Annotated in this window: 19 protein-coding genes; 11 read left to right on the top strand and 8 right to left on the bottom strand. The window is 72.3% G+C overall.

The window, feature by feature from the left end; translation table 11 throughout:
- Positions 1-47: 47 nt before the first annotated feature.
- The 4 genes from ACZ6TB_RS02780 to ACZ6TB_RS02765 all read left to right on the top strand — a co-directional run bounded on the left by ACZ6TB_RS02780 (position 48) and on the right by ACZ6TB_RS02765 (position 3,247).
- The gene (locus ACZ6TB_RS02780) at positions 48-845 is read left to right on the top strand and encodes an SAM-dependent methyltransferase (RefSeq protein WP_465549830.1); all 798 of its coding nucleotides are present in this window, start codon (positions 48-50) and stop codon (positions 843-845) included.
- An 81-nt stretch (positions 846-926) separates the two neighbouring features.
- Positions 927-1,349, top strand: coding sequence for a response regulator (locus ACZ6TB_RS02775; protein WP_465549828.1), 423 nt, complete (start codon positions 927-929; stop codon positions 1,347-1,349).
- Positions 1,350-1,364: 15 nt separating this feature from the next.
- Positions 1,365-2,036: a pyridoxamine 5'-phosphate oxidase family protein gene (locus tag ACZ6TB_RS02770; RefSeq protein ID WP_465549826.1), complete on the top strand. Its 672-nt coding sequence runs from the start codon at positions 1,365-1,367 to the stop codon at positions 2,034-2,036.
- 47 nt (positions 2,037-2,083) lie between these two features.
- Positions 2,084-3,247, top strand: a complete 1,164-nt coding sequence (locus ACZ6TB_RS02765; protein WP_465549825.1) for a response regulator — start codon at positions 2,084-2,086, stop codon at positions 3,245-3,247.
- On the opposite strand, the gene ACZ6TB_RS02760 is transcribed toward ACZ6TB_RS02765, so the two are convergent.
- Positions 3,244-3,621, bottom strand: coding sequence for an Hpt domain-containing protein (locus ACZ6TB_RS02760; RefSeq protein ID WP_465549823.1), 378 nt, complete (start codon positions 3,619-3,621; stop codon positions 3,244-3,246). The genes ACZ6TB_RS02765 and ACZ6TB_RS02760 overlap by 4 nt on opposite strands.
- 79 nt (positions 3,622-3,700) lie before the next feature.
- Between ACZ6TB_RS02760 and ACZ6TB_RS02755 the strand changes: the two genes are divergently transcribed.
- From ACZ6TB_RS02755 to ACZ6TB_RS02740, 4 genes are read left to right on the top strand one after another with little or no spacing between them, the layout of a single operon-like run.
- A complete protein-coding gene (locus ACZ6TB_RS02755) occupies positions 3,701-5,986 on the top strand; it encodes a putative bifunctional diguanylate cyclase/phosphodiesterase (protein ID WP_465549822.1) in 2,286 nt (761 codons plus the stop codon).
- Positions 5,983-8,307: a putative bifunctional diguanylate cyclase/phosphodiesterase gene (locus tag ACZ6TB_RS02750; protein ID WP_465549820.1), complete on the top strand. Its 2,325-nt coding sequence runs from the start codon at positions 5,983-5,985 to the stop codon at positions 8,305-8,307. Before ACZ6TB_RS02755 ends, ACZ6TB_RS02750 begins: the two co-directional genes overlap by 4 nt.
- A gap of 9 nt (positions 8,308-8,316) precedes the next feature.
- Complete coding sequence (locus ACZ6TB_RS02745) at positions 8,317-8,826, top strand: hypothetical protein (protein WP_465549818.1); 510 nt, start codon at positions 8,317-8,319, stop codon at positions 8,824-8,826.
- Positions 8,827-8,844: 18 nt separating this feature from the next.
- Positions 8,845-9,639 carry a hypothetical protein gene (locus ACZ6TB_RS02740; RefSeq protein ID WP_465549816.1) on the top strand — a complete coding sequence of 265 codons (795 nt, stop codon included), beginning with the start codon at positions 8,845-8,847 and terminating at the stop codon, positions 9,637-9,639.
- Positions 9,640-9,642: 3 nt separating this feature from the next.
- Here ACZ6TB_RS02740 and ACZ6TB_RS02735 read toward each other — a convergent pair whose 3' ends face one another.
- From ACZ6TB_RS02735 to ACZ6TB_RS02705, 7 genes are read right to left on the bottom strand one after another with little or no spacing between them, the layout of a single operon-like run.
- Positions 9,643-10,785, bottom strand: a complete 1,143-nt coding sequence (locus tag ACZ6TB_RS02735; protein ID WP_465549813.1) for an ABC transporter substrate-binding protein — start codon at positions 10,783-10,785, stop codon at positions 9,643-9,645.
- A gap of 29 nt (positions 10,786-10,814) precedes the next feature.
- On the bottom strand, positions 10,815-11,570 hold the full coding sequence (locus tag ACZ6TB_RS02730) for an ABC transporter permease (protein ID WP_465549811.1): 756 nt from the start codon (positions 11,568-11,570) through the stop codon (positions 10,815-10,817).
- Entirely contained in the window at positions 11,567-12,346 is a 780-nt protein-coding gene (locus tag ACZ6TB_RS02725; RefSeq protein WP_465549809.1) for an ABC transporter ATP-binding protein, read from the bottom strand. Before ACZ6TB_RS02725 ends, ACZ6TB_RS02730 begins: the two co-directional genes overlap by 4 nt.
- Positions 12,343-13,185, bottom strand: coding sequence for an ABC transporter permease (locus tag ACZ6TB_RS02720; RefSeq protein WP_465549807.1), 843 nt, complete (start codon positions 13,183-13,185; stop codon positions 12,343-12,345). The genes ACZ6TB_RS02725 and ACZ6TB_RS02720 overlap by 4 nt, the downstream gene beginning before the upstream one ends.
- Complete coding sequence (locus tag ACZ6TB_RS02715; protein ID WP_465549805.1) at positions 13,182-14,177, bottom strand: TIGR03842 family LLM class F420-dependent oxidoreductase; 996 nt, start codon at positions 14,175-14,177, stop codon at positions 13,182-13,184. Before ACZ6TB_RS02715 ends, ACZ6TB_RS02720 begins: the two co-directional genes overlap by 4 nt.
- A 2-nt stretch (positions 14,178-14,179) precedes the next feature.
- Positions 14,180-15,580 carry a dihydropyrimidinase gene (gene hydA / locus ACZ6TB_RS02710; protein ID WP_465549803.1) on the bottom strand — a complete coding sequence of 467 codons (1,401 nt, stop codon included), beginning with the start codon at positions 15,578-15,580 and terminating at the stop codon, positions 14,180-14,182.
- Positions 15,577-16,416 (bottom strand): nitrilase-related carbon-nitrogen hydrolase, encoded by an 840-nt coding sequence (locus tag ACZ6TB_RS02705; protein ID WP_465549801.1) that lies wholly within the window; start codon positions 16,414-16,416, stop codon positions 15,577-15,579. Before ACZ6TB_RS02705 ends, hydA begins: the two co-directional genes overlap by 4 nt.
- A gap of 187 nt (positions 16,417-16,603) precedes the next feature.
- Here ACZ6TB_RS02705 and ACZ6TB_RS02700 point away from each other — a divergent pair, with 187 nt between their 5' ends.
- Genes ACZ6TB_RS02700 through ACZ6TB_RS02690 form a run of 3 tightly spaced genes read left to right on the top strand, consistent with a single transcriptional unit; the run spans position 16,604 to position 20,438 of the window.
- A complete protein-coding gene (locus tag ACZ6TB_RS02700) occupies positions 16,604-17,977 on the top strand; it encodes an aminotransferase-like domain-containing protein (protein WP_465549799.1) in 1,374 nt (457 codons plus the stop codon).
- A gap of 26 nt (positions 17,978-18,003) precedes the next feature.
- The gene (locus tag ACZ6TB_RS02695; RefSeq protein ID WP_465549797.1) at positions 18,004-19,305 is read left to right on the top strand and encodes an aspartate aminotransferase family protein; all 1,302 of its coding nucleotides are present in this window, start codon (positions 18,004-18,006) and stop codon (positions 19,303-19,305) included.
- Positions 19,306-19,325: 20 nt separating this feature from the next.
- The gene (locus tag ACZ6TB_RS02690) at positions 19,326-20,438 is read left to right on the top strand and encodes an NYN domain-containing protein (protein ID WP_465549795.1); all 1,113 of its coding nucleotides are present in this window, start codon (positions 19,326-19,328) and stop codon (positions 20,436-20,438) included.
- Positions 20,439-20,480: the final 42 nt, after the last annotated feature.

Here is a 20,480-nt window from a genome sequence, read left to right as displayed (position 1 = left end):
TTCGGGTACGGGTTTCCCTACGCTCGCGGGTGGGGGAGGCGATAGCGGTGGCGATCGAGACCGTGCCGGAGGTCGATCCGCAGCGGCCGAGCGGGGCCCGGGTGTACGACTACTACCTGGGCGGCACGCACCACTTCGCGGCCGACCGGCAGGCCGCCGCCGTCGCGCTGGCCGCCATGCCCGAGCTGCCGGCCGTGCTGCGGATGGGCCGGGCCTTCCTGCGCCGGGCCGTCGCGGCCGCCGCGCACGAGGGGCTCGACCAGTTCCTGGACCTGGGCGCCGGCATCCCGGCCGCGGGCAGCGTGCCCGAGGTGGCGCGCGCGATCCGCCCCCGATGCCGGATCGTCTCGGTCGACCTCGACCCGGTGGCCGTCGTGCACACGCGGCGGGTGGCGGACGGGGACCCGGACTCGGCGGCGGTGCTGGCCGACCTGACCGATCCCGACTCCGTGCTCGGTGCTCCGGCCGTACGGGCGCTGCTTGATCTTGATCGTCCGGTGTGCCTGCTGGCCGCGGCCGTCGCGCACTTCATCCCGGACACCGAACGGCTCGGGCGCGCCCTGGAGCGGTATCGCGAGGCAATGGCGCCCGGCAGCCACCTCGTGCTGACCCACGCGTGCGTCGAGGGGGAGCGACCGCACGCCCGGCAGATCCTGCGGATCTACAACCAGACGACCTCGCCGATGATCATGCGGGAGAAGGACGAGTTCCGGGCGTTCTTCGGCGACTGGCGCCTGATCGAGCCCGGGATCGTGCCGGCGGGGGACTGGCGGCCGGCGCCCGGCGACCCCGATCCCGGGCCGGCCGTGCGCGGCGAGATCATCGCGGGCATCGCCGTGAAGTGATAAACCGCGTTTCCGGCACATCGGGTAGCGGCCGGGTTCATGCTGAGGGGAACTGTCAGCCACCAGCGTGCCGGAGCGGACATGGCCGTAGTGCTCATTGCCGAGGACGACCAGGACATCGCCGCGATCCTCACCCGGTTGCTCAAGCGAGCCGGGCACACCGTGCTGCACGAGCCGGACGGCCTGGCGGCGTTCGAGCGGGCGGTCGCCGACCGCCCCGCCCTGATCCTCACCGACCTCGGCATGCCGCGGATGGACGGCCTCGAGCTGACCCGCGCGATCCGGCAGCACCCCGACCTGTCCCGCACGCCGATCGTCATGCTCAGCGGGCACCTCAACCCGGGCGACAACGAGCCGATCGCGGCCGGCTGCTGCGCGATCCTGCTCAAGCCGTGCCCGAACGACCTGCTGCGCTCGGTCGTCCAGGAGATCGCCGGCCACGGCCCGCACGAGCACAGCGGCGCCGGCGCGGACTGCCCGGCCCGGCGACCGGTGACCGCCTGAGCCGTAGGGTGGGGCGTGCTCTCCGACACCCCCCGCACCCGCCACCGCCGCATCAAGGAGAACGGCCGCACCGACCCGGCCGATCTCTACGCGGTGCTCGCCGCCGGCCACGTCGCCCACCTCGGGGTGATCGTCGACGGGCACCCGATGGTGGTGCCGACGGTCTACGGCTACGACCACGATCGGATCTTCCTGCACGGCTCGGTGGCGAGCCGCAGCCTGCTGGCCGGGCCGGCCGAGGCCTGCGTGACGGTGACGGTGCTGGACGGGCTGATCCTGGCCCGCTCGGTGTTCGAGCACGGCATCAACTACCGCAGCGCGATGATCTACGGCGTTCCCGAGCCGGTGACCGACCCCGATGACCTGCTGTACGGCCTGCGGCTGCTCACCGAGCACGTGGCGCCCGGGCAGTGGGACTACGCGCGTTCCCCGTCCCGCAAGGAGCTGGCCGCCACCCGGCTGCTCGCCCTGCCGCTGACCGAGGCGTCGGTGAAGATCAGCGACGGCCACCCCGAGGACGGCGACGGCCCCGACGCCGCCCTCGGCCTGTGGGCCGGCCGGCTGCCGGTGGTCGCGACCTGGGGCGAGCCGGTGGCCGACCCGCTGCTGCCGCCCGGCGTCGAGCCGCCCGCCCACATCGCCGGCCGCGCGGGCACTCCCGTTTCGCGCGTTTCGCGCGGGGGGTAGCTCGCGAAACGCTCATCCGCGCGCGCCGGACGTCCGAAGATGGGGGCATGGGAACTGAGCTCTCGACCGTGCTGGTCGTCGACGACGAGTCGGACATCCTCGAGGCGCTTTCGCTCCAGCTGCGCCGCGACCACAAGGTGCTGACCGCCGAGAGCGGCGACGACGCGCTGCGCCTGCTCGCCGACGCGGGCCCGGTCGCCGCCGTGATCAGCGACCTGCGGATGCCCGGCATGGACGGGGTCGAGCTGCTGCGCCGGGTCCAGCTCGAGTACCCGGACACCACTCGCGTGCTGCACACCGCGCAGAGCGACCTGAACGCGGCGATCGCGGCGATCAACGACGGCGGCGTCTACCGCTACCTCGCCAAGCCGGTCAAGACCGACGAGCTGCGGGCCACGGTCCAGGACGCGGTGGCCCGGCACGGCCGGTCGACGACCGAGCGGCACCTGCTCGACACCACGCTCAAGTCCAGCATCCAGGCCGTGTTCGGCTGCCTCGAGCTGGCCAGCCCGGTCGCGTTCGCCCGGGCCGGCCGGATCCGTACCCTCGTCTCCGAGCTCTGCGCCGCCCTCCAGCTCGGCAACCTGTGGGAGATCGAGGTCGCGGCCATGGCCTCGCAGCTGGGGGCCGTGACCATCCCGCCGAGCGTGCTCGCCAAGCTCGACAAGGGCCTGCCCTGCACCGACGAGGAGCAGGCGATGGTCGACGCGATGCCGGGCGTCGCCGTGCAGCTGCTGAAGGGCATCCCCAACCTCGAGGACGTGCTGGAGATCGTCCGCGGCCTCGCCCCCGGCGCGCCCCGCCCGACGTCGCCGGTGATCGAGGCCGCCATCGACGTGGTCCGCACGGCCATGGACTACGAGACCCTGGAGAGCCGCGGCCTCGAGATCGAGAACGCGATCACCGTGCTCGAGTGCCGCGACCACGCGGCCATGCCGGTGCTGGCCAGACTGCGCGACGTCAAGGGCCTCGTGCAGGTGGCCGAGAAGAAGGTCCGCGGGCTGCGGGTCGTCGACCTCGAGGTCGGCATGCGCGTCGCCGAGGACATCGTCGCCACCAACGGCCTGGTGCTGATCGGCCGGGGCATGGTGGTCACGTCGCTGCTGCTGGACCGCCTCGACAACTACGCCCGGATGATCGAGATCATCGAGCCGGTGCTGGCCATCCCCGGCGCGCTCCGGGCGCTGGAGACCCGCGACTCGCTCGACTAGTCGTCCAGTTCCGCCGCGAGACCGTCGAGCAGGCCCAGGACCAGGGCCTGCTCGGCGCATATCCGGCCCAGGGTCAGGTCGGCGTCGGGGATCACGCCGTCCCGGGCCGCGTGCTCGACCTCGCCGAAGATCCCGGACAGCGTGGCGGCGCCGATGTTGGCGGCCGACCCCTTCAGGGCGTGGGCGTGTTCCCGTACGGCCGAGGGGTCGCCGCCGCGCAGCAGCTCGCCGAGCCGCTCCACCCCGTCCGGCGTCTTCGCCGCGAACGACCGCAGCAGCCGCGCCATCAGCGCCCGCTCGGCGGCGTCCGGATCGTCGCCGCCGATGTCGGCCAGCCGCTCCCGGATCTCGCCCTCCCGCGTGCTCACGTCCATGCGCCCCATCCTGCGCCGTCGCCGGCGCGGAAGTGACGCAACTCCTACAGTCGGCGGCGGCACGGCCGATTCCTGCGGCATGACCGATCTCCGGCGGCACCAGCCCCGCCGCTACGTGCTGGCCACTGCCGCCGTGGCCGGGCTCTCGATGCTCTGGTACCTCGGCTACGCCGTCCTCGGGGCGGGACCGTCGGTGCTCTCCTACGTCGGCGGCCCGCTCGCCTCGGCGACCGGCGCCCTCGCCGTGTTCGCCCTGCTGCGCGCCGTCCCGATGGAGCCGGCGGCCCGCCGGTTCTGGCGGCTGATCCTGCTGCTGGAGGTGTCGGTCTCGATCGGCCGCGGCATCCAGGCCGGGTACGCGTTCGCCGCCTACCCCGCCCCGCCGCAGCCGCCCGCCTTCGTCTCGCTGTTCAGCGCCGTCGGCCTGGTCGGCGCGATCGTGGCCATCTGCCTCGTGCCGCTGGGCCCGACCGCCCAGGGCGAGCGGTGGAAGCGGCAGCTCGACCGGGCCATCGCGTTCACCGGCTGCTTCACCCTGCTGTGGTTCGCCGCGCTGGCCCCGCTGATCGAGTCGGACGAGAACTGGCCGGCCCGCAGCAAATGGACCGTCGGCCTGGCGATCGTGATGAGCGCGGTCGGCATCGCCCGGGTCGCCTACGTCCCGGGCGGGCCGGTCGACCGGGCCGCCGTGCGCCTGGTCGCCTGCAGCGGGCTCGCCGCCGCCGCGTACGCCATGCTGGCCGCCCACGCCGGGCACCGCGCCGCCGTCCCCGGCCAGGCCGTGCTGCTCCCGCTCGGCCCGCTGCTGGTCGCCTTCGCGGTGGCCCGGCAGTGGCGCTACACCGTGGCCCGGCCGCAGCGCGACGCCTGGCTGCCCTACCTCGCCGTCGTCGCCGTCGACGTCCCGCTGGTCGCCACCGTCTTCGGGCCGATGCGCTGGCCCGGACGGGTGGTCGTGCTGCTCGCCGTCGGCGTCACCCTGCTCGCCTCGCTACGCCAGTTCCTCGCCTACCGGGAGAACCAGCGCCTGATCCGCAGCCAGCGCGAGTCGGAGGAGCGGCTGCGCTTCGACGCCACCCACGACTCGCTCACCGGCCTGGTCAACCGCGCCCTGTTCCGCGACCGGCTCTCGGCCGCGCTCGAATCGGGCCCCGCCACCGTCGTGCTGGTCGACCTCGACGACTTCAAGACCGTCAACGACTCGCTCGGGCACAACATCGGCGACGACCTGCTGGTCGCGGTGGCCGCGGCGCTGCACGACGCGGTCGGCGAGGACGGCCTGACCGCCCGGCTCGGCGGCGACGAGTTCGCCGTGCTGATCACCGACGACGCGGTCGACGCCGAGGAGCTGACCGGCCGGATCGAGACCGTGCTGAGCGGCTCGCTCAGCGAGCACCGGCTGCTCATGCACGCGAGCGCCGGCATCGCCACCGCCCCGGCCGGCACGCCGCTCGACCACCTGATGCGCGACGCCGACACCGCCCTCTACGCCGCCAAGCAGCGCGGCGGCGACAACTGGGTGCGCTTCACCGCGGGCATGGAACGCCCGGTGGTGGCCGACGCCCAGCTCGGCGCCGAGCTGCGCCGGGGCCTGGAGGCGGGCGAGTTCCGCGTCGTCTACCAGCCGCTGGTCGACCTGCACCTCAACCAGGTCATCGGGGTCGAGGCCCTGGTCCGCTGGCAGCACCCGACCCGCGGGGTGATCTCACCGGCCGAGTTCATCCCGGTCGCCGAGCGCACCGGCCTGATCGTGCCGCTGGGCCGGTTCGTGCTGCGCGAGACCTGCCGGCAGGCGGCCGCCTGGCTCAAGGAGTTCGGCCCCGGCGTGCTCCAGAAGGCCGGCCCCAACGTCTCCGCCCGCCAGCTGCACGACCCGGACTTCGTCGACGACGTGCGCGCCGCCCTGGCCGAGAGCGGCCTGCCCGGCTCGCTGCTGGTGCTCGAGCTGACCGAGTCGGCGGTGCTGCGCGGCCAGCAGGTCTCGCGCACCCTGCACGAGCTGCACGACATGGGCGTCCGGCTGGCGCTCGACGACTTCGGCACCGGCGAGTCCTCGCTGTCGCTGCTGCGCGCCTTCCCGGCCTCGATCGTGAAACTCGACAAGTCGTTCGTCGACGGCATCGAGCTCGACGAACCGGACACCCCGGAGGCGGCGGCCCGGCAGGCCGTGGCCCGCGCGGTGATCCAGATGGCCGGCGCCCTCGACCTCGACACGGTCGCCGAGGGCATCGAGAACGAGGAGCAGGCGGAGCGGCTGCGCCGGCTCGGCTACTCCCTCGGGCAGGGCTTCCACCTGGCCGAGCCGATGCGTCCCGAGCAGGTCACGGCGATGCTGGCCGGCCAGCAGGACGCCGAAGCGGCGTGATTCCTACGATCGGGGCGCGGACGGCCGATGTCATCCAGGTGACCAAGCCGACCCGCGCCCCGCGACGCCACCTGGCGGTCACCGCCGCGATCATGGTGGCCTTCACCGGCTGGTACGTGGTGTGGCTGGCCGGCGGTCCCGGCCCGGCCGCGATCGCGTACCTGGCCCTGCCGCTGACCGCGGCGGTCACCGCGCACGCCGTGCACGGCCTGATCCGCGGCAAGCGGCTCGACCCGGTCGCCCGCCGCTTCTGGCGCCAGATGCTCACCTCGTTCGCCCTGCTCGCGGCCGGTTACGGCCTGCTCGCCGCCGAGGCGTTCCGGGACACCGGCACGCTGCCGACGATGCCGATCCCGGCCGCGGTGCTCAACGTGCTGGCGTTCCTCATCGCGATGTGGGCCGTCGGCCGGGTGCCGCTCGGCATCGCCAGCGGCACCCACCGCCGGCGGCAGTGGCTGGACCGGTCGATCGCGTTCTCCGGGTGCGGCACCGTCCTGTTCAACTTCGGCCTCGCTCCCATGATCGGCGCGGCCGACCCGTGGAGCACCCAGGCGCTCGTGCTGATCAGCCTGTCGTTCGTGCTCGCCGTCGGCGGCATCACCAAGGTCTCCTACCTCGGCGACGGCCCGGTCGACCGGGTCGCGATCCGGCTCATCGGCGCCTGCGGCCTGGTCGGCGCGGCCGTGGCCGTGCTCGCCGTCACCGGCGGCTACAACAGCGCGGTACCGGCCCAGGCCGTGGTCATGCCGGTCGCGGCGCTGCTGGCCGTGCTCGCGGTGCGCCGCCAGTGGGTGTCGACCGGCGCCCGGCCCCGGCGGGCCAACACCTGGCTGCCCTACCTCGCGATCGCCGCGGTCGACCTGCCGCTGCTCGCGCTGCTGCCGGCCCACCGGATGACCTGGACCGGCCGGCTCGTGATCGCCGCCGCCGTGCTGGTCAACGCCCTGGTCGCGCTGCGGCAGTACTTCGCGATGCGGGAGAACGCCCGGCTGCTGCGCGAGAAGCGCGCCTCCGAGGAGCGCCTGCGCCACGAGGTCACCCACGACGGCCTCACCGGCCTGGCCAACCGCGGCCTGTTCCGCGAGCGGCTGGCCGCGACGCTGTCCGCCGGCGAGACCACCGTGCTGCTGGTCGACCTCGACGACTTCAAGACGGTCAACGACTCGATGGGCCACGAGGTCGGCGACGACCTGCTGATCGCGGTCGCCGACACGATGCGCCGGGCGGCCCGCGACGGCCTGCCGGTGCGGCTGGGCGGCGACGAGTTCGCGGTGCTGCTCGACGACCCGGCGGTCGACGGCGAGGCGGTCGCGCAGCGCATCCTCGACGCGTTCGCCGGCCCGATGAGCGCCCACCACCTGCTCGTGCACGCCAGCATCGGCATCGCCACGGCCGAGGCCGGCACCCCGCTCGACACCCTGCTGCGCGAGGCCGACGTCGCCATGTACGCGGCCAAGCAGCGCGGCAAGGCCAACTTCGTGCGCTACCACGGCGGCATGGACCTGCCCGCGCTCGGCCACGCCCGGCTCGGCGGCGAGCTGCGCCGGGCCCTGGACGCCGACGAGTTCCGCCTCGTCTACCAGCCGATCATGGAGCTCGCGCACGGCCGCGTGGTCGGCGTCGAGGCCCTGGTCCGCTGGCAGCACCCGACCCGGGGCCTGGTCTCGCCGGCCGAGTTCATCCCGGCCGCCGAGGGCACCGGCCTGATCGTGCCGCTCGGCCGGTTCGTGATGCGCGAGACGTTCCGGCAGGCCGCCGCCTGGCTGGCCGAGTTCGGCCCGGACTCGCTGCAGAAGGTCGGACCGAACGTGTCGGTGCGTCAGCTGCACGACCCCGACTTCGTCGACGACGTGCGGGCCATCCTCGCCGAGACCGGGCTGCCGCCCGACCGCGTGGTGCTCGAGCTGACCGAGTCGGCGGTGCTGCGCGGGCCCCAGGTGCTCCAGACGCTGCGCCAGCTGCACGAGATGGGCATCCGGCTGGCGCTCGACGACTTCGGCACCGGCGAGTCCTCGCTGTCGCTGCTACGGGCGTTCCCGGCCGCGATCGTGAAGCTCGACAAGTCGTTCGTCGACGGCATCGAGCTCGACGAGCCGGACACCCCGGAGGCGACCGCCCGCCAGGCGGTGGCCCGCGCGGTGATCCAGATGGCCGGCGCGCTCGGCCTCGACACGGTGGCCGAGGGCATCGAGAACCAGGCCCAGGCCGACCGGCTGGTGGATCTCGGCTACTCGCTCGGCCAGGGCTACCACCTGGCCCGGCCGATGCCGGCCGCGGACCTCACCCGGCTCCTGGCGGCCCAGCGGGTCGTCGCGGTCTAAAGTACGGCGATGGACGACGGCACCCGCACCGCTGCGTCGCTCGCGGCCCGCCTGGCCGGCCTGCATTTCGCCGACCTTCCGGAAGACCGGGCGACCGCGCGGATCGTCGACACGGTGGTGGAGTGGGCCGAGTCGCAGGGCTGGCGGGTCTACCGCCGGGCGCCCAGCGTCTTCCCGCTCCCGCCGCCGCTCAAGGGTCACTCGGTGCTCGACGTCGCCTGCGCCCGCCCCGGCGGCCAGCCGATCGCGGTCGAGGTCGACCGGCTCGACCGGCAGCGGACGGTGGACAAGCTGCTGGCCGAGGCCGCCGCCGGCCGGCTCGCCATCTGGGTGCGCTGGGGCGCCGGCCCGTTCCGCCCGCCGCCGCTGCCGGTGCACCTGGTCACCCGCGAGGCGGCCCGCACCCGGGGGAGCTGGCACACGGTCGCCGACCTCCCGGCGCCGCGGCACAGCGAGGGCGTCGAGGCGGTCGGCGAGGCGGCCGAGTTGCCCTGGGATCCCCCTCAAGTCGGCCGCTGACCGGTCGATGTCAGAAGCGTGAAGACGCACGCCACGGAGACGCCGCACCGGGGACACCCGGCCTCCTGGTGGGCGCAGTTCCCCGAGGTCTCCGACCGCTTCGACGCGGCGGTGGTGGCCGAGGCGCTCAGCGACGAGATCATCCCGAAGATCTCGTCCGCATTGCTGCGCCGCGAGGCCGAGATCGCCACCGAGGTCGTCGTCCGCCACCTCAACAAGCCGACCAGCGACGAGCTCGCCGGGCGCGCCCGCCAGGCGGTCAAGCGGCTGGTGGCCACCGTCGAGCGGCTCGAGGAACGCTCCACCGGCGAGGACGCCGGGATCGCCGAGACCTGGGCCCTGTGTCACTGCCTGCAGGGCGACTGGGCCGAGGCCGCCTCCGAGGCCGAGCCGTTCGTCGGGACGGCGCCGCTGCTCAAGGCGTTCGTCAGCGCGCTGCGCCTGGAGCGCTTCGACATCAGCCTGACCGTACGGCTGCTGAACGCCGGCCTGGTGCCGACGGCGGCGGTCAAGACCGGCCTGATCGTCGGCAAGTACGGCTGGTGGCCGACCTGGTTGCTGGCGATCGTCAACGAGCGGGCGATGGCCGGCACGCTCGACGAGGAGACGATCTCGGCCCTCGACAACTGCGCGTACGCCGAGCTGTCCCCGGCCCAGGCCCGGATGGCGCGGCGGCTGCTCAACGGCGAGCCGGACCTGGTCGACGCCTCCGCGTACCGGCTCGAGGGGCTGGGCGAGCCCATCGCCGCCGCGAAGCTGCGCGAGGGCGACCTGACCGCGGTCGCCCTCGCCGCCCGTCTCATCCCGATCTGACCCCTAGGCGCCGCCCGCCTCGAGGGTGACCGTTTGCGGCTGGAACGATGTGCCGTTCACGTCGATCCCGGCCGCCTTGGCCTGGGTGATCGCCTGGTTGATGTAGTCGTTGGTGTACGCCTGGCCCTCCGGCGCCTTCTTCAGCACGGTGTCGCCGGTCTGGTTCTTGGTGGTCATCGAGATGTCCACGGTCTGCTTCCAGGCCGCGTCGTCGACCACGCCCACGCCGCCGGCGGCCGGCCAGATCAGCTTGTTGACCTCGTTCATCTGCCACAGCTGGTGGCTCTTGCCGAGCTTCGATCCCTTGGCCACCACCAGGTCGCGGCACTTCTCGGCGTTGTCCCGGCAGAACGCCCAGCCCTTGATCGTGCCGAGCAGGAACTTGACCGTCTGGGCCTGGTAGTTCGGGTCGCTCAGCTTCTGCGTGTTGGCCCAGACCGCGTCCTGGAGCATGGCCGAGCCGTTCTGCTTCCAGTCGATGATCGCGAAGTCGTCGGCGGTGTACTGCTTGCCGGTCTGCGGGTTCTTGGCCTCCAGCAGCTGGGCGTACTCGTTGTAGCTCATCGCCTGGGCCGCGTCGATCTCGTGCTTGAGCAGCGCCTGCATGTCGAACTGCTGCTGCACCAGGGTGACGTCCTTGCCCGGGTCGAGCCCGGCCTTGGTCATGCCGGCGAACAGCTCGAACTCGTTGCCGAAGCCCCAGTTGCCGATCTTCTTGCCCTTGAACTGGGCCGGCGACGTGATGCCCGAGTCCTTCCAGGCGACCTGGTACGTGCCGGAGCGTCCGAAGATCTGACCCACGTCCGTGATGCCGGCGCCCTGCTCGCGCGACGCCAGCGCCTTGGGCACCCAGGCGACGGCGTAGTCGGCCTTGCCCTGGGCCAGCACGGTCTGCGGCACGATGTCGACGCCGCCCTCGAGCAGTTGCACGTCGAGGCCCTGCTCGGAGTAGAAGCCCTGGTCGACGGCGGCGATGTAGCCGGCGAACTGGGCCTGGTAGAACCACTGGAGCTGGAGCTTGATCGGGGTCAGCGCCCCGCCGCTGCCGCCCGGGGCGGGCGTCTTCGCCTCGTCGGCCGTGCCGCAGGCGGCCAGCAGCAGGGTGGTGGCAGCGGCAATAGTAGTGACTATCCGGAATCTGCGCATGAACAACCTCCGTGGGAAAGGGGGGTGAATCAGGCGATGAGGCGCGTGCGCCAGGGCATCGCCAGGCGTTCCAGCAGAAGCGTGGTGAGGTAGAAGACGAGCCCGAGCAGGCAGGCGCCGATCACGAAGGCCCAGGCCCGGGGGTACGCGGTGAAGGCCGCCGCCGACGTGATCCGCGAGCCGAGCCCGTTCTGGAGCCCGCCGAAGTACTCGGCGACGACCGCCGCGATGACCGCCAGCGAGGACGCCTGCCGCAGGCCGGTGAAGACGTAGGGGAGGGCGCCGGGCAGCCGCACCTTCCGGGCGAAGGTCCAGCCGCTCGCCGCGTACGTGTGCATGAGCTCTTGGTGGATGGGGTCGACCTCGCGCAGGCCGCGCAGCGTGTTGAGGAAGACCGGGAAGAACACGATGATCGCGGCGACCAGGCGGCGGGGGATGCTGCTGGTCGACTCGAACATGTTGTTGAGGATCGGGGCGAGCGCGATGATCGGCAGCGCGCTCACCACCGCCGCGAACGGGATGGACACCTCGGCGATCGGCCGGAAGCGGCTCGCCACCATCGCCACCAGCACCCCGGCGATCGCGCCGGCGATCAGGCCGATCAGCGCGTTCTCGCCGCTGGCCAGCGCCGCCTCCCAGACGTTGCGCCGCTGCTCGACCAGCTCGCCCCCGATCGCGCTGGGCGAGGGCAGGATGAACGGGGCGATCCGGCCGAGCGTGACCGTCAGCTGCCAGGCGATGATCGCCACGATGCCGACGATCACCGGCGGCAGGACGCGTCTCACGGCGCGCTTCCCGCCGGCACCCCGCGCAGCGCCTGGCGGACCGCCGTGACGTGCTCGAAGTACCGCTCCGACTGCCGGGCCGCCTCGTCGCGGGCCGGCAGGTCGACGTCGACGGCCGCGGTGATCCGGCCGGGCCGGGCCGACATCACCACCACCCGGTGCGAGAGGAACACCGCCTCGGAGATCGAGTGGGTGACGAAGACCGTGCTGGTGCCGGTCTTGGCGCAGATGCCGAGCAGCTCGGTCTGCAGCCGTTCCCGGGTCATCTCGTCGAGCGCGCCGAACGGCTCGTCCATCAGCAGCAGCGGCGGCTGCACGGCCAGCGCCCGGGCGATCGCCACCCGCTGCTGCATGCCGCCGGAGAGCTGGGCCGGGTAGTGCCCGCCGAACTCCTCCAGCCCGACCAGTGCCAGCATCTCGTCGGCCCGGGCCTTGCGCTCGGCCTTGCCCAGGCCACGCAGCTCGAGCGGCAGCTCGACGTTGCGCCGGACGGTCCGCCACTCGAACAGGCCGGCCTGCTGGAACGCGATGCCGTAGTCCTGGTCGCGGCGAGCCTTGCCGGCGTCCTTGCCGGCCACCATGACCGTGCCGGAGGTGGGCACGATGAGGTCGGCGATCAGGCGCAGCAGCGTGCTCTTGCCGCAGCCGGACGGGCCGATCAGCGAGACGAACTCGCCGTCGCCGACGGTCAGCCCGACCTCGGACAGCGCGGTCACCTCGTCGGGCCGGCCCTGGTTGAAGACCTTGGTCACCTTGTCGATCACGACGGCACTCATAGCGTCACCACCTCCACGTGGCGCCGGTGCCGCATCAGCGGCAGCTCGATCAGGCTGACGGCGCCGGCGACGACCAGGCCCAGCAGGGCGGCGCCGAGCATCGCGGTGTAGACCTTGGCGGGGTCGCTGGTGGCCTCGCGGGAGTACTCGATGACCAGGCGGCCGATGCCGCCGCGGGTGCCGGTGGAGATCTCGCCGACCACCGCGCCGACCACCGCCGCCGCGCCGGCCAGGCGCAGGGCCGGGAACAGGTAGGGCAGGGAGGCCGGGAAGCGGAGCTTGACCAGCGTCCGCCACCAGCCCGCCGCGTAGCTGCGCATCAGCTCGACCCCGCTCGCGGCCGGGGACTGCAGGCCGCGCAGCATGCCCACGGCCACCGGGAAGAACGCCAGGTAGGCGGCGATCACGGCGACCGTAGCCCAGGGCGGCATGATGGTGCCGCCCCACCCGGCGATCAGCGGCGCGAGCGCCACCAGCGGCACGGTCTGGGAGAGGATCACGTACGGCAGGAGCCCGCGCTCGACGATCCGGAAGCGCTGCATCGCGATCGCCAGCAGGAGCCCGACCGCGGCGCCGACCAGGAAGCCGACGGCCGTGATGCCGAGCGTGAACAGGCACGCCTGCAGCACCACGATCCAGACCGGCCGGCCGCCCGTCAGCTCCGGGCGGCCGAGCCGTTGCAGCACGGTCCACAGGTGCGGCATGGAGAGGTCGTCGGCCCGCGGCAGGACCCGCACCCCGAACAGGACCGTCCCGTCCGGGCTGCCGACGGCCTTGTAGCCCTCCCAGAGCAGCGCGAACAGGGCGATGCCCGCGAGGACCAGCAGCGTCCGTCTCACGTCATCGCCGGGATGATCTGCGACCCGTACGCGGTCAGCGTCTCCTCCTTGTTGTCGTGCTGCAGGTAGACCGCGAACTGGTCGACGCCCAGCTCGCGCAGCTCGGTCAGCCGCTTGAGGTGGTTCTCGACCGGCCCGAGGACGCAGAAGCGGTCGACGATCTCGTCGGGCACGAACGAGGTGTGGGTGTTCCCGGCCCGGCCGTGCTCGGCGTAGTCGTAGCCCTGCCGCGCCCGGATGTAGTCGGTCAGCGCCTGCGGCACCGCGCCGCCCTCGCCGTAGCGGGCCACGATGTCGGCGACGTGGTTGCCGACCATGCCGCCGAACCACCGGGTCTGCTCCCGCTGATGCGCGAGATCGTCGCCGACGTAGGCCGGCGCGGCCACGCAGAACTTGATCGCCATCGGGTCGCGCCCGGCCTTCTCGGCCGCCCGCCGCACCGCCCCGATCATCCAGGCCGCGATGTCGGGGTCGGCGAGCTGCAGGATGTACCCGTCGCCGACCTCGCCGGTCAGGGCCAGAGCCTTCGGGCCGTAGGCGGCGACCCAGACCTCGAGCCGGCTCTCCGGCGCCCAGGCGAACTGGAGCTCCTGGCCGCGCAGGGTCACCTTCTCGCCGTTCGCGAGCCCCTTGATCACCTGCACCGACTCGCGGAGCTGGCCGAGCGTCTGGGGCTGCGCGCCGAGCACCCGCAGCGCCGAGTCGCCCCGGCCGATGCCGCAGACGGTCCGGTTGCCGTACATCTCGTTGAGGGTGGCGAACAGCGAGGCCGTGACCGTCCAGTCCCGGGTGCCGGGGTTGGTGACCATCGGGCCGACGATCACCCGCTCGGTCTCGTCGAGGATCTTGGAGTAGATGACGAACGGCTCCTGCCACAGCACGTGCGAGTCGAACGTCCACACGTGGCTGAAGCCGGCCGCCTCCGCCTGCTTGGCCAGCTCGACCACTTTTCGCGCCGGCGGGTCGTTCTGGAGGACAACACCGATGTCCATGGCTACACCAGATACTCGGAGAGCGCGCGCGGCACGTACCGGCCGCGGCCCTTCCGGCCCTTGTACTCGCCGCCGGCGACGATGACCTCGCCGCGGGACAGGACCGTGTCGACCTTGCCGTCGATCTCCCAGCCCTCCCACGCCGAGTAGTCCATGTTCATGTGGTGGGTCTCGACGCTGATCCGGGTGCGGCCGTTCGGGTCGTAGAGCACGACGTCGGCGTCCGAGCCGGGCGCGATGACGCCCTTCTTCGGGTACATGCCGAACATCCGGGCCGGGGTGGTCGCGATCGTCTCGACCCAGCGCGCGAGCGACAGCTTCTTGTCGACGACGCCCTGGTAGAGCAGGTCGACGCGATGCTCGACGCTGCCGATCCCGTTCGGGATCTTGGAGAAGTCGCCGATGCCCATCTCCTTCTGGTCCTTCATGCAGAACGGGCAGTGGTCGGTGGAGACCACGGAGAGGTCGTTGGTGCGCAGGCCCTGCCACAGGTCGGCGCGGTGGCTCTCCTTGCCGGAGCGCAGGGGAGTGGAGCAGACCCACTTGGCGCCCTCGAACCCGGGCGCGCCCAGCTGGTCCTCCAGCGTGAGGTAGAGGTACTGCGGGCAGGTCTCGGCGAACACGTTGCGGCCCCGGTCGCGGGCGTTGCGGACCTGCTCGAGGGCCTTCGACGCGCTCAGGTGCACGATGTAGAGCGGGCAGTCGGCGGCCACGCTCGCCAGCCAGATGGCCCGGCTGGTCGCCTCGGCCTCGAGCTCCTGCGGCCGGGTGATGCCGTGGTAGATCGGGTCGGTCTCGCCGCGTTCAAGAGCCTGCTTCACCAGTACGTCGATGGCCGGCCCGTTCTCGGCGTGCATCATGATCATGGCGCCGTTGTCCCGCGCCTTCTGCATGGCCCGCAGGATCTGGCCGTCGTCGGAGTAGAAGACGCCGGGGTAGGCCATGAACAGCTTGAAGCTCGTGATGCCCTCGCTCGCCACGAGCTGGTCCATGGCCTTGAGCGAGTCGTCGTCGACGCCGCCGAGGATCATGTGGAAGCCGTAGTCGATGTGGCACTGATCGGCGGTCTTGGCGTGCCACGCGGCCAGGCCGTCCTGCACGACCTCGCCGTACCGCTGGATCGCGAAGTCGATGATCGTCGTGGTGCCGCCGATCGCCGCCGCCCGGGTGCCGGTGTCGAAGGTGTCGCTGGCCTCGGTGCCGCCGAACGGCATCTGCATGTGGGTGTGCGCGTCGATGGCGCCCGGGATCACGTACTTCCCGGTGGCGTCGATGACCTCGGGTCCTTCGGGGCCCCGGCCCGGCGCGAAGATGGCGGCGATCGTCTCGCCGTCGACGAGCACGTCGCCCGCGTACGGTCCGGTGGGACCGACCACGGTCCCGCCCTTGATCAGGATACTCACAGCTCCACCGTCCGGGTGTAGGACTCCGGCCGGCGGTCGCGGTAGAACTGCCAGCGCTCGCGGACCGTGCGGATCAGGCTCAGGTCGAGGTCGCGGACGATCAGCTCGGGCTCGCGGGTGTCGCCGACCTCGCCGACGAACTTGCCCTCGGGGTCGACGAAGTAGGACTGGCCGTAGAAGTCGTCGTCGCCGAGCGGCTCGATGCCGACCCGGTTGATCGCGCCGATGTAGTACTCGTTGGCGACCGCGCTGGCCGGCTGCTCCAGCTGCCAGAGATAGCTGGACAGGCCGCGGCTGGTGGCCGACGGGTTGAAGACGATCTGCGCGCCGCCCAGGCCCAGCTCGCGCCAGCCCTCGGGGAAGTGCCGGTCGTAGCAGATGTAGACGCCGACCTTGCCCACCGCCGTGTCGAAGACGGGGTAGCCGAGGTTGCCGGGACGGAAGTAGAACTTCTCCCAGAAGCCGTTCACCTGCGGGATGTGGTGCTTGCGGTACTTGCCGAGGTACTTGCCGTCGGCGTCGACCACGGCCGCGGTGTTGTAGAGGACGCCCTCCTGCTCCTTCTCGTACATCGGCAGGACCATCACCATGCCCAGCTCGGCCGCCAGCGCCTGGAAGCGCTCGGTGGTCGGGCCCGGGATCGACTCGGCGTATTCGTAGTACGCGGCGTCCTGCACTTGACAGAAGTACGGGCCGTAGAAGAGCTCCTGGAAGCAGATCACCTTCGCGCCCTGCGCGGCGGCGTCGCGGGCATAGTCCTCGTGCGCCTTGATCATCGATTCCTTGTCGCCCGTCCAGGTGGTCTGGACGAGGGCGGCGCGAACGACGTCGGTCATGACCGCTGCCCCTCTCTGTTGATCTTGTGCTGCCGGGCGCGGTGGAGCGCCCGTGATCGTGTGTCTACTCCCCGTTATAGCGGCTGCGCTAGAGCTTGCTTGTCGGCTTCAGATGCCGTAGGACACTAACGACACACATTCAGGCGGACAATTGCCTGTACGTAACGGATTGTTTCTGCGAGGCAAATTGCTGAGCGTCATCACCGGCGCGGTCGAGGACCGCAGCGCCCGGGGGATCGCCGCGGCCGTCGGCCGTCTGGTCAGCGCCGGCGCGCTGCCGGCCGGGAGCCGGCTGCCCACGGTTCGCGACGTCGCGCGCTCGCTCGGGGTCAGCCCGACCACGGTGAGCGAGGCGTGGCAGAGCCTGACCAGGGCCGGGGCGATCCAGACCAGGGGACGCTCGGGCACGTTCGTGGCGGCGCCGGTCATGCCCCGGCAGAGCTGGCGCTACTCGCAGATGGGCTCGGCGCCGGCCGCCCGGCGCGACCTGTCGACCGGCATTCCCGACCACGACCTGCTGCCCGACCTCACCGAGGCGCTGAAGCGGATCGGCGACGGCCGGCTGACGACGAGCTACCTCGACGAGCCGGTGCTGCCGATGCTCGAGACGGTGCTGCGCAACCGCTGGCCGTTCCCGCCCGAGGGCCTCACCGTGGTCGACGGCGCGCTCGACGCCCTCGACCGGATCATCGGGCAGCTCGTCCGCTTCGGCGACCACGTGATCGTGGAGAACCCCGCGTTCCCGCCCCTGCTCGACCTGCTCCAGACCGTCGGCGCCACGGTGGTCGGGGTGCCGATGGACGACGCCGGCATGCTGCCCGACGCGCTGCGCGCCGCCCTCGCCGGGTACCCGGCCGCCGCCGTCTTCCTCCAGCCCCGCGCGCACAACCCGACCGGCGTGAGCATCCCGCCGGCCCGGGCCGCCGCGCTGGCCACCGTCCTGGCCGAGTTCCCCGAGGTGGTGGTGGTCGAGGACGACCACGCCGGGGACATCGCCACCTCGCCGCCGGTCAGCCTCGGCCGGCACCTGCCGGGCCGCACCGTGCACGTCGCCAGCTTCTCCAAGAGCCACGGACCCGACCTGCGGCTCGCGGCCATCGGCGGCCCGGCCGCGATCGTGGCCGCGATCGCCGACCGGCGGCTGCTCGGGCCCGGCTGGTCGAGCCGGCTGCTGCAGGCCGTGCTGCTCGACCTGCTCACGTCGCCGGACGCGGCCGCCCAGGTGTCGGCCGCGCGCTCGGCCTACGCGACCCGCCGGGCGTCCCTGCTGAGCCGGCTGCACGCGCGCGGCGTCACCGCCACCGCCGCCGACGGGATCAACCTCTGGATGGCCGTCGACGACCAGCAGATCGCCGTCGTGTCGCTGGCCGCGCACGGCATCGCGGTCGCTCCCGGCGCGCCCTTTTGCGTCACTCCCGGCGGATCCGACCACGTCCGTGTCACGGTGGGACTGGTGCCGGACGGCTTCGACGACCTCGCCGACGCGCTCGCGTCGGCCGCCATCCTGGGCAGCCGCGGCAGCGGCGCCCGCGCCCGCCCGCACCCGCGCGGCTGGCGATAGCCCTTACTTTCGTTCGGAGGACGCGGATGACCGACGATCTGCTGGCCCGGCACCGGGCCGTCATGCCCGGCTGGATGCCGGTCTACTACGGCGACGAGGCGATCGAGATCGTGTCCGGCTCCGGCCGGCGGGTCACCGACGCCACCGGCCGCAGCTACCTGGACTTCTTCGGCGGCGTGCTGACCAACATGATCGGCTACGACGTGGCGGAGATCAACGAGGCCGTACGCCGCCAGCTCGCCACCGGCGTCGTGCACACCTCCACGCTCTACCTCATCCGCCAGCAGGTCGAGCTGGCCGAGAAGATCGCCCGGCTGTCCGGCATCCCGGACGCGCGCGTCTTCCTGACCAACTCGGGCACCGAGGCCAACGAGACCGCGCTGCTGATGGCGACCAACGTGCGCCGCTCCAACCAGATCCTGGCGATCAAGAACAGCTACCACGGGCGGACGTTCGCGACCATGGCGATCACCGGGCACCGCTCCTGGTCGTCGAGCTCGCTCAGCCCGCTGAACGTGTCGTGGCTGGCGTCGGGGGACCGGCTGCGGGGCCGGATGGCGGGGCTGTCCTCGGGCGACCTCGCCGAGGCGGCGGTCGACGATCTGCGCGAGGTGCTGGCGACGGTCACCGCCGGCGACGTGGCCGCGCTGATCGCGGAGCCGATCCAGGGCGTCGGGGGGTTCGTCGCGGCTCCGGACGGGGTGCTCGGCGCGTACCAGAAAGTGTTGAATGAATCGGGCATTCTGCTGATCGCGGATGAGGTGCAGACCGGGTGGGGACGCACCGGCGAGCATTTCTGGGGGTACCAGGCGCACGACGTGACGCCCGACCTGATCACCTTCGCCAAGGGGATCGGCAACGGGTTCGCGCTCGGCGGCGTCGTCGGGCGGGCCTCGGTGATGAACGCGGTGCCGGCGATCAGCTTCTCGACCTTCGGCGGGAACCCGCTCTCGGCGGCGGCGGGCAACGCGGTGCTCGACTACGTGCTGTCGCACGACCTGCAGGCCAACGCGGCCCGGGTGGGCGCCGTTCTGCTGGACGGACTGCGCGCACTGGACCTGCCGATCCTGGCCGAGGTACGGGGCAAGGGCCTCATGGTCGGGCTGGAATTCGTGCGACCCGGCACCATGGAGCCTTTTGCCGAGGCGACCACCAGCGTGTTCGATCTTTGCCGTGAGGGCGGCCTGCTCGTGGGCAAGGGCGGCCTGTACGGCAACGTGATCCGGATCGGGCCGGCGCTGACCCTGACCGAGGAGGAGGCCCGCGAGGGGCTGGCCGTGCTCGTCGACGCCGTCACCGAGGTGGACGCGTCGTACCGGGTGGGCTGATCCCGCGTAGGCTGACGCCCGTGGATCAAGAAGAGCGGATCGCCCTGTTCCTGGACTACGAGAACCTGGCGATCAGCGCGCGGGATCACCTCGGTGGCATCTCGTTCGACCTGCGCCCGGTCGCCGACGCGCTGGCCGAGCGCGGCCGGGTGGTGGTGCGCCGGGCGTACGCCGACTGGTCGTTCTTCGACGAGGACCGGCGCCGGCTCACCCGGTCGCGGGTCGAGCTGATCGACATACCGCAGCGGATGGGCACGTCCCGCAAGAACGCCGCCGACATCAAGATGGTGGTGGACGCCCTCGAGGTGGCGTTCGAGCGGGACTACATCTCGACGTTCGTGCTCTGCACCGGCGACAGCGACTTCACGCCGCTGGTCGACAAGCTGCGCGAGCTGAACAAGCGGGTGATCGGCGTCGGCGTCGAGAAGTCGACGTCGGCGCTGCTGCCGCCGGCGTGCGACGAGTTCCTCTACTACGACCGCCTCGAGGGTGTCGAGGTGCCGCCGCCGCGCCCGCGCCGCACCCGCCCGGAGACGGCGCCCGTGAAGGCGCCCCCGCCGGCCGTGAAGGCGGCGCCGGCTCCCGAGGTCGCGCCGCCGGTTCCCGAAGTGGCGCCGCCGGCTCCCGAGACCGAGGCCAAGGACGTCGACACGCTCGCGGCCCAGGTCGCCCAGACCGTGGCCGGCATCCAGAGCAACGCGAGCGGCCCGGTCACCGCGTCGTCGCTCAAGCGGGCGCTGCTGCGCAAGGACCCGACCTTCAGCGAGGCCGACTACGGGTTCCGGGCGTTCGGCGAGCTGCTGCGCCACCTGGCCGGCCACAACGTGGTCGAGCTGTCGACCGGCTCGGCCAAGGGCGACCCCGAGGTGACCCTGCCCGAGCACGGCGACCGCGAGGCGGCCTTCGTGCTGCTGCGCTCGGTGGTCCGCGACGAGGCCGCCCCCGACGGCGCGGTGGCCCTTTCCGGCCTCAAGAACAAGGTCCGCAAGGTGGCGCCCGACTTCAGCGAGAAGAAGCTCGGCTACCGGAGCTTCCTGCAGTTCACCAAGGCCGCCGCCACCAGCGGCGCGGTCGAGCTGAGCTGGAGCCCGGACGCCGAGGACTACCTGCTCACCCCGACGCCCGAGGCCTGACCCCGGCCCGCCGGCCCCGCCCTCTTTCGGTCGTGCCGGGGG

This window comes from Actinoplanes sp. NPDC051537, assembly GCF_055586105.1.
The sequence above is the reverse complement of the archived record's forward strand: the minus strand, read 5'-3'. Positions and strand labels throughout refer to the sequence as shown.